The following is a 13,044-nucleotide window of genomic DNA, read 5'->3' as shown; positions in this document are numbered from 1 at the left end:
GATGCAGCGTTTTGCTGAGATTGCACCTGCGGAGATCCCGCAGATCTGGTCGCTGTTAAGCCATATCCCGGACCCGGAAGTGCCCGTGTTAACTATCACCGATCTGGGCATGGTGCGCAGCGTCGCACCGCAAGGTGAAGGCTGGGTCATTGGCTTCACGCCAACCTACTCAGGTTGCCCGGCGACGGAACACCTGCTAGGCGCTATCCGCGAAACGATGACCGCACACGGGTTTACGCCGGTTCATATTGTGCTCCAGCTTGAACCCGCCTGGACCACCGACTGGATGACTGCTGATGCCCGCGAGCGTCTGCGTGAATATGGCATCAGCCCGCCGGTCGGCCACAGCTGCCATGCCCATGTGCCCGCAGAGGTGACGTGTCCGCGCTGTGCGAGCACCGATACCTCGCTTATCAGTGAATTTGGTTCAACGGCCTGCAAAGCGCTCTATCGCTGCAACACCTGCCGTGAGCCTTTCGACTATTTCAAATGTATTTGAGGCTGCCATGACAACGTTTCATTCATTAACAGTGGCAAAAGTGGAACCCGAAACCCGTGATGCGGTAACGATCACCTTCGCGGTGCCGCAGGAATTACAGGACGCGTACCGCTTTCGTCCGGGGCAGCACCTGACCCTGAAAACGAAACTGGGCGGGGATGAACTGCGCCGCTGTTACTCCATCTGCCGGAGCAGCGCACCGGGTGAGATCAGCGTGGCGGTCAAAGCCATCGAGGGCGGACGATTCTCCCGCTATGCCCGGGATGAGATTAAACAGGGTATGGCGCTGGAGGTGATGGTTCCTCAGGGCCAGTTTGGCTACCAGCCGCAGGCGGAACGTGAAGGACACTATCTGGCGATTGCCGCAGGCTCCGGGATCACCCCGATGCTGGCGATTTTATCCGCAACGCTTGCCACCGAACCGAACAGCCATTTCACCCTGATTTACGGCAACCGCAGCAGCCAGAGCATGATGTTCCGCCAGGCGCTGGCGGACCTGAAAGACAAATACCCGCAGCGGCTGCAGCTGGTCTCCATCTTCAGCCAGGAGCGTCTGGACAGCGATCTTCTCCATGGTCGTATTGACGGGGAAAAACTGCAGGCGCTGGCGAAAACGCTGATCAACTTCCGCCAGTACGACGAAGCGTTTATTTGCGGTCCGTCGGCGATGATGGATGAGGCTGAAAGCACATTAAAAGCGCTGGGGATGCCGGAAAAAGCCATCCATCTGGAACGTTTTAATACGCCAGGCTCAGCGGCTAAACGCACGGTTAGCGTGCAGGCGGAGGGGCAGAAAGTCACCATTCGTCAGGACGGCCGTGACCGTGAAATCACCCTGACGGCGGACGATGAAAGTATTCTTGATGCCGCGCTGCGCCAGGGGGCGGATCTGCCGTATGCCTGTAAAGGCGGCGTGTGCGCCACCTGTAAATGTAAAGTGCTGCGCGGCAAAGTGGACATGGTGACCAACTACAGCCTGGAGCCGGACGAATTGGCCGCCGGGTATGTGCTGAGCTGTCAGTCGCTGCCGTTAACCGCTGATGTGATCGTCGATTTCGACGCGAAGGGGATGGCATGAGCGAACTGATTGTCACCCGCCATGGCCGCGTGTTGCAGCTGACGCTGAACCGTCCGGCGGCACGCAACGCCCTCAACAATTCGCTGCTGACGCAGATTGCGGAACAGCTTGAGGCGGCGGCCTGTGATAGCGGCATTTCTGCCTGCGTCATTTATGGCAACGAGCGCTGCTTTGCGGCCGGGGCAGATCTCAACGAAATGGCAGATAAAGATTTGCCGGCCACGTTGAACGATATCCGTCCCCAGTTGTGGAAGCGGATAGACGCATTTAACAAACCGTTGATCGCCGCCGTGAACGGTTTCGCGCTGGGGGCTGGATGTGAACTGGCACTGCTCTGCGACGTAGTGATTGCCGGGGATAACGCGCGTTTCGGTCTGCCGGAAATCACCCTCGGGATTATGCCTGGCGCGGGCGGCACGCAGCGTCTCATTCGCAGCGTGGGTAAATCCCTCGCCAGCAAAATGGTGCTGACCGGAGAAAGTCTCTCCGCACAACAGGCGCTGAGTGCTGGTCTGGTCAGCGATGTCTTCCCGGCCTCCCTGACGCTGGAGTATGCCCTGAAACAGGCGGCATTGATGGCGCGTCATTCGCCGCTGGCTTTGCAGGCCGCGAAACAGGCGCTGCGTCAGTCTCAGGAAGTGCCATTGCAGGCAGGATTGGCACAGGAACGTCAGCTTTTTACGCTGCTTTCCGCGACCGAAGACCGCCGGGAAGGTATCAATGCCTTCTTACAGAAACGCACCCCCGACTTTAAAGGACGCTAATTGTGGAATTTATCCTGAGTAACGTAGAGCAAGGCGTAATGACCATTACGCTGAACCGCCCGGAGCGTCTGAACAGCTTTAACGACGTGATGCATCAGCAGCTTTCGGAGTGCCTGAAACAGGCCGAGCGTGATGACACCATTCGCTGTCTGCTGATCACCGGGGCAGGACGCGGTTTCTGTGCCGGTCAGGATCTGAATGACCGCAATGTCGACCCCAACGGCCCGGCGCCGGATCTGGGCATGTCCGTGGAGACGTTTTACAACCCGCTGGTGCGCCGCCTGGCAAAACTGCCGAAGCCGGTCATCTGTGCGGTCAATGGCGTGGCGGCCGGTGCCGGGGCTACGCTGGCGCTCGGGTGCGACATGGTCATTGCGGCGCGTTCCGCCAACTTTGTGATGGCCTTCAGCAAGCTCGGGTTAGTCCCGGACTGCGGCGGCACCTGGCTGCTGCCACGCGTTGCCGGACGCGCTCGCGCCATGGGGCTGGCGCTGCTGGGGGACAAACTCAGCGCCGAACAAGCGCAGGCCTGGGGGATGATCTGGCAGGTGGTGGACGACGAGCAGCTTTCCGCCACGGCACAACAGATGGCGCTGCATTTTGCCTCACAGCCGACGTTTGGTCTGGGGCTGATCAAGCAGGCCATCAACGCGGCGGAAACTAACACCCTGGATGCACAACTCGATCTCGAGCGCGACTATCAACGCCTGGCCGGGCGCAGCGACGACTACCGTGAAGGCGTAAGCGCCTTCCTGGCAAAGCGTGCGCCGAACTTTACGGGGAAATAAGATGTTGAACATACGCACTGTCGCCGTAATTGGCAGCGGCACGATGGGCGCCGGAATTGCCGAAGTCGCGGCCAGCCATGGACACCACGTCCTGATATACGACATCTCCGCAGATGCGATCTCGCGCGCCATTGACGGCATTCGCCAGCGTCTGGCTTCCCGGGTGACGCGAGGAAAACTCTCCGCAGATGCCGGTAGCCAGATCCTGGCCAGACTGCTTCCGGTGACCGATATCGAGGCACTCTCGGCGGCAGATCTGGTGATTGAAGCGGCTTCTGAGCGTCTGGAGGTGAAAAAGGCGCTGTTTGCACAGCTGGCCGCGATCTGCCCGGCACAGACGGTGCTGACCAGTAACACCTCGTCTATTTCAGTTACCGCGATTGCGGCGGACGTTCACCATCCGGAACGCGTGGCGGGGCTGCATTTCTTTAACCCGGCACCGGTAATGAAGCTGGTGGAAGTGGTCAGCGGACTGGCGACCTCTCCGGAAGTGGCCGATGCGCTGTGCGAGCTGGCGCTGAACTGGGGTAAACAACCCGTTCGCTGTCAGTCAACGCCGGGGTTCATCGTGAACCGCGTTGCACGTCCGTTCTACTCTGAAGCCTGGCGCGCACTGGAAGAACAGGTGGCCGCGCCGGAGGTGATTGACGCCGCACTGCGCGAAGGTGGCGGTTTCCCGATGGGGCCGCTGGAACTCACTGACTTGATTGGTCAGGACGTTAACTTTGCCGTGACATGCTCAGTCTTTAATGCCTTCTGGCAGGAGCGCCGTTTTCTGCCTTCTCTGGTCCAGCAGGAGCTGGTGCTGGCGGGGCGACTGGGCAAAAAAAGCGGGAAGGGCGTTTACGACTGGCAGGGGGATAAACCTGATGTGCAGTGGGTTGAGCCCGTGGATGACAGTTATCGTCCGATGCACATGGAGAAAAGAAGTGACGGTGTCACGGAAATTGACGGTGTGCATCTGATGGAAACGCAGGGTGAAACTGCTCAGGCGTTGGCGTTACGCCTTAACTGCCCGGTGGTGATGGTTGACCGTATTGAGCGCGATGTGGCGGTGATTGCGGCGGCAGCCAGCAACCCGCAGAGTGCGACGCTGAAAGCCATCTGGTACCTGCAACAGCAGGGCAAACGGGTAATACAAATTGCCGATTATCCGGGCATGCTGGTCTGGCGCACGTTGGCAATGATCGCCAACGAAGCGCTGGATGCCCTGCAAAAAGGGGTAGCCAGCGAGAAGGATATTGATACTGCCATGCGCCTCGGCGTGAACTACCCGAGCGGTCCGATTGCCTGGGGGGAGCGTCTGGGCTGGCAACGTCTGCTGACGCTGCTGGAGAACCTGCAACGTCATTACGGCGAAGAACGTTATCGTCCCTGTTCACTGCTGCGCCAGCGTGCGCTTCTGGAGAGTAGCTATGAGTCATAACGCCTGGCATAACGCCCGCACGATGTACGAACGGGATGCCTGCGCGCAGGCACTGGGAATCGACATCATTGAAATGGACGAAGGCTATGCGGTGGTGACGATGACCATCACCCCACAGATGCTTAACGGCCACAAAACCTGTCACGGTGGACAGCTTTTCTCGCTGGCGGACACCGCCTTTGCTTACGCCTGCAACAGCCAGGGGCTGGTGGCGGTCGCCTCCGGTTGCTCGATTGATTTTCTGCGTCCGGGCTTTGCCGGGGATACGCTGACCGCCACCGCGCGGGTAAAGCATCAGGGCAAACTCACCGGCGTGTACGACATTGAAATTCAGAATCAACAACAGAAAACCGTCGCCCTTTTTCGCGGAAAATCGCACCGCATTGGCGGCAGTGTGACAGGAGAAGCCTGATGCGTGATGCATTTATTTGTGATGGCGTACGAACCCCGGTGGGGCGTTACGGCGGCGCACTTTCCGCTGTTCGCGCTGACGATCTGGGGGCCGTTCCGCTGCGTGCGCTGCTGGCACGTTACCCGCAGCTTGATCTGGAGCGGATTGATGATGTGATCCTCGGTTGCGCCAACCAGGCGGGGGAAGACAACCGCAACGTGGCGCGCATGTCGTCCCTGCTGGCAGGATTGCCGCAGACGGTTTCCGGCACCACCATTAACCGCCTGTGCGGTTCGGGGCTGGACGCGATTGGCTTTGCAGCCCGCGCTATTAAAGCAGGCGATGGCGATCTGTTGCTGGCGGGCGGCGTGGAGTCCATGTCCCGCGCGCCGTTTGTGATGGGGAAAGCCACCGCCGCGTTTCAGCGTCAGGCAGAGATCTTTGATACCACCATCGGCTGGCGTTTTGTGAATCCGCTCATGCATCAGCACTTCGGAACTGACAGTATGCCGGAAACGGCAGAGAATGTAGCTGAATTGTTAAATATTAGCCGTGCCGATCAGGACGCTTTTGCGCTGCGCAGTCAGCAGCGAACCGCCAGGGCGCAGCAGAACGGTATTCTGGCGCAGGAGATTGTGCCGGTGCTGGTGCCAGGTAAAAAAGGCGCGGTAACGGAATGTAGCGTGGATGAACATCCACGAGCGGATACGACACTTGAACAACTAGCCGGACTGAAAACACCGTTTCGTAAAAACGGGGTGGTTACGGCGGGGAATGCCTCTGGCGTTAATGACGGCGCAGCGGCGCTGATCATCGCCAGTGAACAGATGGCACTCGCGCAGGGATTAGTCCCGCGTACGCGTATTGTGGCGATGGCGACGGCAGGCGTGGAACCTCGTCTGATGGGCTTAGGCCCGGTGCCTGCCACCCGCAAAGTGCTGGAGCGAGCCGGACTCAGTATCAACGATATGGACGTCATCGAGCTTAATGAAGCTTTTGCTTCACAGGCACTGGGTGTACTGCGTCAGTTAGGGTTACCCGATGATGCCGCTCACGTTAACCCGAACGGGGGCGCTATTGCGTTAGGCCACCCGCTGGGGATGAGCGGTGCCAGACTGGCGCTGGCCGCAAGCAATGAATTGCATCGACGCAACGGGCGCTATGCGCTGTGTACGATGTGCATCGGTGTGGGTCAGGGCATTGCCATGATCCTTGAGCGTGTTTGAGCGAATAACAATGTGAGTATCCTACAATGACAAATACAACAAAGCTTGACCCGATCGAAACAGCATCCCTTGACGAATTACAGGCGTTGCAGACCGAGCGTCTGAAATGGACGCTGCACCACGCCTATAACAACGTACCGATGTACAAACGCAAGTTCGATGCAGCGGGCGTTCACCCTGACGATTTCAAAGAGCTGGCGGATATCCGTAAATTCCCGTGCACGACCAAGCAGGATCTGCGGGATAACTATCCGTTCGATACCTTTGCCGTACCGATGGAGCAGGTGGTACGTATTCACGCATCCTCCGGCACCACCGGCAAACCTACCGTTGTCGGCTACACGCAAGGCGACATCGACAACTGGGCCAATCTGGTGGCCCGCTCCCTGCGTGCCGCAGGCGGCAGTGCAAAAGACAAAATACACGTGGCCTATGGTTACGGGTTGTTTACCGGCGGTCTGGGTGCACATTACGGTGCAGAACGTTTAGGCGCAACGGTGATCCCGATGTCGGGTGGTCAGACGGAGAAACAGGCGCAGCTTATCCGGGATTTCCAGCCAGATATGATCATGGTGACGCCATCCTACTGCCTTAACCTGATTGAAGAACTGGAACGCCAGATGGGCGGCGATGCCAGTACCTGTTCTCTTCGTGTGGGCGTGTTCGGCGCCGAGCCGTGGACGCAGGCCATGCGCCGTGAGATTGAAAAACGGCTAGGGATCACGGCGCTGGATATTTATGGCCTCTCCGAAGTGATGGGCCCCGGCGTGGCGATGGAGTGTATCGAAACCGCCGACGGTCCGACAATCTGGGAAGATCATTTCTATCCGGAGATCGTCAACCCGAACGACGGTACGCCGCTTAATGACGGCGAGCAGGGTGAACTGCTGTTTACCACGCTGACCAAAGAGGCGCTGCCGGTGATCCGCTACCGTACCCGTGACCTGACACGCCTGCTGCCAGCAACCGCGCGCAGTATGCGTCGTATGGACCGGATCAGCGGTCGCAGTGACGATATGCTGATCATCCGTGGCGTTAACGTCTTCCCGTCGCAGCTGGAAGAGGAAATTGTGAAGTTCGAACATCTCTCGCCGCATTACCAGCTGGAGGTGAACCGTCGCGGACATCTTGATTCACTTTCCGTGAAGGTGGAGCTAAAAGAGAGCAGCCTGACGCTGACGCACGAACAGCGTTGCCAGGTGTGTCACCAGTTGCGCCACCGCATTAAATCCATGGTGGGGATTTCAACCGACGTGATGATCGTTAATTGCGGCAGTATCCCGCGCTCAGAGGGGAAAGCCTGCCGGGTGTTTGATTTGCGTAAAATCGCGGCCAACAGCTGAGTTTCTTCTTCCCTCTCTCCGCCGGAGAGAGGGAATGCAGAACTATGCTATGATTCATCCGGGACAAAAATTACAACAGAATGAATCACATGAAACTCGACGCCTTTATCCAGCACGCAGTCAGCTCCGTTCCGATCAGCGGGACATCCCTTATCTCCTCATTATACGGTGACGCGCTTTCCCATCGCGGGGGCGAGATTTGGCTCGGGAGCCTGGCGGCATTACTGGAGGGAATGGGGTTCGGCGAACGGTTCGTGCGCACTGCGTTGTTTCGCCTCAACAAAGAGGGCTGGCTGGATGTCTCGCGCATTGGACGTCGCAGCTTTTATCGCCTGAGCGACAAAGGGCTACGTTTAACCCGCCGCGCGGAGAATAAGATCTATCGCGCGGAGTTGCCCGCCTGGGACGGAAAATGGTTATTGCTGCTCTCTGAAGGTCTGGACAAAACTACGCTTGCTGACGTCAAAAAACAGCTTATCTGGCAGGGATTTGGCACGCTTGCGCCGAGCCTGATGGCTTCACCATCGCAGCATCTGGCAGATGTGCAGTCCCTGCTTCATGATGCTGGCGTGGCGGAAAACGTCATCTTCTTTGAAGCTCACTCGCCGCTGGCTTTATCCCGCGCTGCGTTGCGTTCGCGGGTGGAAGAGTGCTGGCAACTGACCGAACAAAACACGATGTACGAAACGTTTATTAGCTCGTTCCGGCCGCTGCTGCCGCTGCTGAAAGAGGCGACACCAGAGGAGCTGACGCCAGAGCGTTGCTTCCAGATCCAGCTGTTGCTGATCCATTTTTATCGTCGTGTGGTGCTGAAAGACCCATTGCTGCCGGAAGAGTTACTACCAGCGCACTGGGCCGGGCAAAGCGCCCGGCAGCTCTGCATCAATATTTATCAGCGTGTGGCACCGGGGGCGCTGGCGTTTGTCAGTGAGAAAGGCGAAACCTCCGTCGGTGAACTGCCCGTGCCCGGCACGCTCTACTATCAACGCTTTGGTGGTCTTACGAGTGCATAAGGAGTGAGGATGCCTGTTTATCAAATTGATGGTCTGACGCCGGTCGTACCTGACGAGAGCTATGTTCACCCGACGGCGGTACTCATTGGCGATGTGATTCTGGGCAAAGGCGTTTATGTCGGCCCGAACGCCAGCCTGCGCGGAGATTTTGGCCGTATTGTGGTGAAAGATGGCGCGAACATTCAGGATAACTGCGTGATGCATGGTTTCCCTGAACAGGACACGGTGGTGGAAGAGGACGGACATATCGGCCACAGCGCGATTCTGCATGGCTGTGTTATCCGCCGTAACGCACTGGTGGGAATGAACGCTGTGGTGATGGACGGCGCGGTGATTGGTGAAAACAGCATCGTCGGCGCGGCGGCATTTGTGAAGGCGAAAGCGGAAATGCCCGCAGGGCATTTGATTATTGGCAGCCCGGCCAAAGCGATTCGCGAGTTGAGCGAGCAGGAACTGGCGTGGAAAAAACAGGGTACAAGGGAATATCAGGTGCTGGTGGAGCGCTGCAAGCTGACCATGCACCAGGTAGAACCGCTGCGTGAAGTGGAGCCTGGGCGGAAACGGCTGACGTTTGATGAGAATTTAAGGCCGAAGTCGGCGGTGTGAGGTGAGATATTGAAGCAGGGGCGGATGGAACCGACCCATGCTGCGGTTATCTGTACAGTTGCAATTAAATGAGGCTAATTATTTAATCCCTGGTGCCGATAATCTTTTTCTCTGGTTATATATGAAGGAACATGTATGCATTACGCACGGCCTCTTATTCGCCCTCTGTTTTTACTTTCTCTGTTGCCGTTTTCTTTTGCTCAGGCCGCTGAAAAGCCTGAACTTATTGGCGGTGGCATTAACCCCTTGTCTGTTACCCGCATCCACGATCGTGTGAGTTATATGGTGTCGTTAAACTTCAATAACGGCAAAACAGCGCAACAATGGCGTTCAGTGGATTGTAAGCAGGGTAAGTCCGAGCTTCTGTACAAGGATTTACTGGATGATGAAGGGTTAACCAAAGTCCGTTTTTACGGCGACAGCTACATGCGGTATGCGCCAGCACAGGATGATAAGCTGATGACGGCAGAGGATATCCGTAAGATCTGCCAGCTACCGGTAAAAGAACCCCTGTGGGAAAGATTATCAGCCACGTCTGCAACGGGCATTACCGATCTTGTCGATGTTAACAGCATTCATCGCGTTGGCGACATTTTAACGGTACGCATGGGATATGATTTTGCCGATATCATCTGGGAACCGCCTTATGACGCGCCGCTTGAATTAAAGATTGAGCACTATTTCTATAACTGTAAAACCCATCAGGGCGACGCTGTCGCTGCAATGAACTTCGATGGCCAGGGTCGCGTAACGGACTCACTCATCACCGCTGATATTGTTCGTCGCAAAAGTAGCTTCAAGATTGACGCTCAAAAGGCACAACACTTTGAGCAACTCTGCCAGCTACCTGCAGGCAAAACATTCACCGCTGAAGGGCGCTTTGTACCCGCGGTGAACAAGTCAGCATCTACGTTGATGGGGCCCTCAATGCCCGATCTGAGCAATAATAATCCCCAATGGTTGAGTAAATACCCCCTTTCTGCTGCTATTGATCACCAGGCGCAGGCACTGATCAAATCCTGGGCGATGCCGCGTTTTAAACAGGTTCGGTACACCGAAGTCAGCGCGCTCGGTAAGATTAAAGTCCAGCTGGATGCGCAATCGGATGGTTATACACGTAAGCTTGAAGACTATGGCATCTGGACGGTTCAACGTTTAACGCTGGCTAATCTGTTACAACTGAAATTCGCCATGTCCATCAGTAGCGGTGCCATGTTGCTCAACACATTGCAGACGGATCTGCATTTCCCGTTAGTACAGGGTCAAAAATATCAGGCTAAATTGGAAAATATTGATGCGGATAAGAAAGTCACATCGTCAGCGATGCGCTGTGAAGTGACGGGGGAAGGGGATGCGCAGCGTATTGCACCTGAGTTTAGTGGGAAATATTTGTTAGTTGAGTGTCATGAAAGTAATGCGGGGCAACCAGATAACAGAAGCAAATTAGCCTGGCTGCAGGATCTCAATATCTTCGTCCCTGTTGCTCAGCAACTGGGCGATAAGCCTGAAAGGTTGGTGACGCTGGAAAATGTGAGTGTGACGCGATAATCAATAACCAGGCCTTACCGAGCTATTATGAAATAAGGACATAAAATGACCAATTCAGCGTTTCAGTGGACGTGCATTAAATGTGATAAAGAGATCCCACAGCATCTTGAATATTGTTCTGAGTGCGAAGAAAAACGATATCGCAAAATAGGTGGTTTGTTATATCTGCCATTTATCAATATGCTGTTTATCGCTTACGCCTACTTTAACTCTATGGCAGTAACGTTAAGTGCCGGGATGGAAACGGTAGGTCGTCTTCCGCTCTCCCAGACGACCTATCTCTTTGTTGCCAGTGGGATTAACTTAGTTTTCCTGCTCTTTATCATTTATATTGTTTCTCTGTTTTTGCGGAAAAAGAAAGAGTTACCTCTGGCTTATTGTGCGTTGCTTGTTTCGGGTATCGCTCTGATGCTAATTGACAGGGTCGCCACGTCTTACATCTTTCCGCAGATCGCCCTGAATATGGCTCAGATAATGCCTATTATTATGCATGTGATATACGCTTGTATCTGGATCCCATACTTCCGCACCTCCGTGCGGGTTAAAAAGACGTTCATTTGGTAGACGAGGCTGACAGGGCTGCAACAGCAGCCCTGTGAAAAAGCGGAGTTTACTCGCCTTTAACCAGAATGGGGTTTATACAACATCCCCTGATTCATCCTCGCTCACACTCTCTTTGCTTTGAATGAAGCGGAGTGCCAGATAGAGGTCTGGCGCCAGAATCATGTCATCATCATTCATTGTTGGCCGACTTTCTTTAAACCAGCGTGTTAATTCCGTTTTCCTGCCCGCCAGGATTAACTTAATCTGTCGACCTTTCAGGTCACGCTTTAGCTCATTAATGGTTGCCAGAACACTGATATCTGAATAGGTGAAGCAGGCAACGGCATCAATGACCACCCATTTAGGCTGTTCTGCTGCACCTTCAACTAAGTTCAACACGCGGCGTTTAAAATAAGCCACATTAAAATAGGTCAACGGTGAGTTAAAACGATACATCAGCACGCCCGGAACCATTTTAATATCGGTGGTATTCCCTAATGAATGGATCATGCCATTTTCATCAGTTCCCAGTAAGTGCTCAGAGGGGCGAAAGACTGTACGCAGAAACTGTAACAGGCCAAGCAGCACCGCAAGACCGATACCCTGAATAACACCGATAATTAAAACACAGCCAAACGTGAAAAAAGCCAGGCGAAATGCCTGTTTATTTCTTCGTCTCAGGTTCCATAGCCCACGCAAATCAATTAATGACCACGACGCATACATTAGAACAATACCTAATGCAGAGACCGGAATAAATTGTAAGGGTTGAGTGAAAAAGAGTAGTACGACTCCAATGAGTAAGGCTGCAACAATGGATACCAGCTGACTTTTTCCGCCAGTGGAATCATTAACCGCGGTCCGGGAATCGGCCCCACTAATAGCAAACCCCTGAGATAACCCCGACATGATATTCGCAATACCCAGTGCTCTGAACTCAGCATCCGCATTGATTTCATAGCCATTTTTTGCCGCAAAACTGCGGGCGGTCAGCATCAGACTGACAAAACTGACCAAAGCCAGGTTCAGCGCCGGGATCACTAAATCACGCATCGGACCCGGCTGGAACGCCCCCCAGTTAACGACGGGTAATCCAGGCTGGAAACCTTCGCCCCCAATAGTGGCAATACCATATTGTTGTGCAGATGTCCCCCATACCAGAAACGTCGTTATCACTATGGCGATCAAAGGTGCCGGCCAGTGACTGCGAAACGTTTTAATAGCCATTAAAATAGCTAACGTTAAAATGGATATTCCGAAGGTTAATAAATGGCTGTCTGAAATTCGGCCCGGTAAGGCAATAATTTTCTCAATAACCTGCGCTTCATCAAGCTTGATCCCCAAAACCTTACCTAATTGCCCGACAATAATCGTCACGGCTACGCCATTAAGCAGACCAGTCAGAATAGGGTGAGAAAGCAGATCAGCAAGGGCGCCCAGGCGAAATTTACTGGCAAGCAGACACCATCCACCCATCATCAATGTCATGACGATCGTCAGTTGCCAGTGCAGTTCGGGATTTCCGGCAGAAAGAGGAAACACGACGGCGGCAATCACCGCACAGGTCGTGGCATCAGGGCCAACAATAAGCTGACGTGAAGAACCAAACAGCGCATAAGCTATCATCGGTAAAACGCATGAATACAGCCCGACGATAGCCCCAACACCCGCCAACTCAGCATAAGCAATCGCTACGGGTAGTGCTACAGCCGCAACGGATAACCCGGCTTTAACATCATGTTTTAGCCAGCTTTTATCGTAGGCTAATAAATTTTGTAGCCCTGGCATGTAGTTTAATAAAAATTTTCCGAACACGTTA

13 protein-coding genes are annotated in these 13,044 nt (G+C 54.8%); 12 read left to right on the top strand and 1 reads right to left on the bottom strand.

All coding sequences use genetic code 11. The features are described from left to right. Position 1 precedes the first annotated feature (1 nt). The 12 genes from paaD (at position 2) to WB237_RS06175 (ending at position 11,246) form a co-directional block, all read left to right on the top strand. Positions 2–499 carry a 1,2-phenylacetyl-CoA epoxidase subunit PaaD gene (gene paaD, locus WB237_RS06230; protein ID WP_336213495.1) on the top strand — a complete coding sequence of 166 codons (498 nt, stop codon included), beginning with the start codon at positions 2–4 and terminating at the stop codon, positions 497–499. A gap of 7 nt (positions 500–506) precedes the next feature. Next, entirely contained in the window at positions 507–1,577 is a 1,071-nt protein-coding gene (gene paaE / locus WB237_RS06225) for a 1,2-phenylacetyl-CoA epoxidase subunit PaaE (RefSeq protein WP_336211539.1), read from the top strand. Then, a complete protein-coding gene (gene paaF / locus WB237_RS06220) occupies positions 1,574–2,341 on the top strand; it encodes a 2,3-dehydroadipyl-CoA hydratase PaaF (RefSeq protein WP_336211537.1) in 768 nt (255 codons plus the stop codon). Before paaE ends, paaF begins: the two co-directional genes overlap by 4 nt. Then, positions 2,341–3,129, top strand: coding sequence for a 2-(1,2-epoxy-1,2-dihydrophenyl)acetyl-CoA isomerase PaaG (gene paaG / locus WB237_RS06215; protein ID WP_128347900.1), 789 nt, complete (start codon positions 2,341–2,343; stop codon positions 3,127–3,129). Before paaF ends, paaG begins: the two co-directional genes overlap by 1 nt. A gap of 1 nt (position 3,130) precedes the next feature. Beyond that, complete coding sequence (gene paaH, locus WB237_RS06210; RefSeq protein ID WP_336211532.1) at positions 3,131–4,555, top strand: 3-hydroxyacyl-CoA dehydrogenase PaaH; 1,425 nt, start codon at positions 3,131–3,133, stop codon at positions 4,553–4,555. Continuing rightward, positions 4,545–4,967: a hydroxyphenylacetyl-CoA thioesterase PaaI gene (gene paaI, locus WB237_RS06205; RefSeq protein ID WP_336211527.1), complete on the top strand. Its 423-nt coding sequence runs from the start codon at positions 4,545–4,547 to the stop codon at positions 4,965–4,967. Before paaH ends, paaI begins: the two co-directional genes overlap by 11 nt. Further along, complete coding sequence (pcaF, locus tag WB237_RS06200; RefSeq protein WP_336211524.1) at positions 4,967–6,172, top strand: 3-oxoadipyl-CoA thiolase; 1,206 nt, start codon at positions 4,967–4,969, stop codon at positions 6,170–6,172. Before paaI ends, pcaF begins: the two co-directional genes overlap by 1 nt. A 26-nt stretch (positions 6,173–6,198) precedes the next feature. Continuing rightward, positions 6,199–7,515 (top strand): phenylacetate--CoA ligase PaaK, encoded by a 1,317-nt coding sequence (gene paaK, locus WB237_RS06195; protein ID WP_336211520.1) that lies wholly within the window; start codon positions 6,199–6,201, stop codon positions 7,513–7,515. An 80-nt stretch (positions 7,516–7,595) separates the two neighbouring features. After that, on the top strand, positions 7,596–8,528 hold the full coding sequence (gene paaX / locus WB237_RS06190) for a phenylacetic acid degradation operon negative regulatory protein PaaX (protein ID WP_114977352.1): 933 nt from the start codon (positions 7,596–7,598) through the stop codon (positions 8,526–8,528). 9 nt (positions 8,529–8,537) lie between these two features. After that, complete coding sequence (gene paaY / locus WB237_RS06185; protein WP_028017538.1) at positions 8,538–9,134, top strand: phenylacetic acid degradation protein PaaY; 597 nt, start codon at positions 8,538–8,540, stop codon at positions 9,132–9,134. A gap of 135 nt (positions 9,135–9,269) precedes the next feature. After that, the gene (locus WB237_RS06180) at positions 9,270–10,682 is read left to right on the top strand and encodes a hypothetical protein (RefSeq protein WP_336211513.1); all 1,413 of its coding nucleotides are present in this window, start codon (positions 9,270–9,272) and stop codon (positions 10,680–10,682) included. A gap of 45 nt (positions 10,683–10,727) precedes the next feature. Continuing rightward, positions 10,728–11,246 (top strand): DUF2569 domain-containing protein, encoded by a 519-nt coding sequence (locus tag WB237_RS06175; RefSeq protein ID WP_336211510.1) that lies wholly within the window; start codon positions 10,728–10,730, stop codon positions 11,244–11,246. Between the two features lie 72 nt (positions 11,247–11,318). Here the strand turns inward: WB237_RS06175 and WB237_RS06170 are convergent, their stop codons facing one another. Continuing rightward, complete coding sequence (locus tag WB237_RS06170) at positions 11,319–13,040, bottom strand: SulP family inorganic anion transporter (protein ID WP_336211507.1); 1,722 nt, start codon at positions 13,038–13,040, stop codon at positions 11,319–11,321. Positions 13,041–13,044: the final 4 nt, after the last annotated feature.

The sequence above is a fragment of the Enterobacter sp. P82 genome (assembly GCF_037053385.1).
Classification (GTDB): domain Bacteria; phylum Pseudomonadota; class Gammaproteobacteria; order Enterobacterales; family Enterobacteriaceae; genus Enterobacter.
This window is presented reverse-complemented; position numbering and strand designations above follow the sequence as displayed.

Excerpts from the sequence above, each read along its gene's own strand:
- paaX (WP_114977352.1), top strand. The coding sequence starts at position 7,596 with ATGAATCACATGAAACTCGACGCCTTTATCCAGCACGCAGTCAGCTCC.
- WB237_RS06175 (WP_336211510.1), top strand. The coding sequence starts at position 10,728 with ATGACCAATTCAGCGTTTCAGTGGACGTGCATTAAATGTGATAAAGAG.
- paaK (WP_336211520.1), top strand. The coding sequence starts at position 6,199 with ATGACAAATACAACAAAGCTTGACCCGATCGAAACAGCATCCCTTGAC.
- paaE (WP_336211539.1), top strand. The coding sequence starts at position 507 with ATGACAACGTTTCATTCATTAACAGTGGCAAAAGTGGAACCCGAAACC.
- WB237_RS06180 (WP_336211513.1), top strand. The coding sequence starts at position 9,270 with ATGCATTACGCACGGCCTCTTATTCGCCCTCTGTTTTTACTTTCTCTG.
- paaH (WP_336211532.1), top strand. The coding sequence starts at position 3,131 with ATGTTGAACATACGCACTGTCGCCGTAATTGGCAGCGGCACGATGGGC.
- paaD (WP_336213495.1), top strand. The coding sequence starts at position 2 with ATGCAGCGTTTTGCTGAGATTGCACCTGCGGAGATCCCGCAGATCTGG.
- paaY (WP_028017538.1), top strand. The coding sequence starts at position 8,538 with ATGCCTGTTTATCAAATTGATGGTCTGACGCCGGTCGTACCTGACGAG.
- paaI (WP_336211527.1), top strand. The coding sequence starts at position 4,545 with ATGAGTCATAACGCCTGGCATAACGCCCGCACGATGTACGAACGGGAT.
- pcaF (WP_336211524.1), top strand. The coding sequence starts at position 4,967 with ATGCGTGATGCATTTATTTGTGATGGCGTACGAACCCCGGTGGGGCGT.
- paaF (WP_336211537.1), top strand. The coding sequence starts at position 1,574 with ATGAGCGAACTGATTGTCACCCGCCATGGCCGCGTGTTGCAGCTGACG.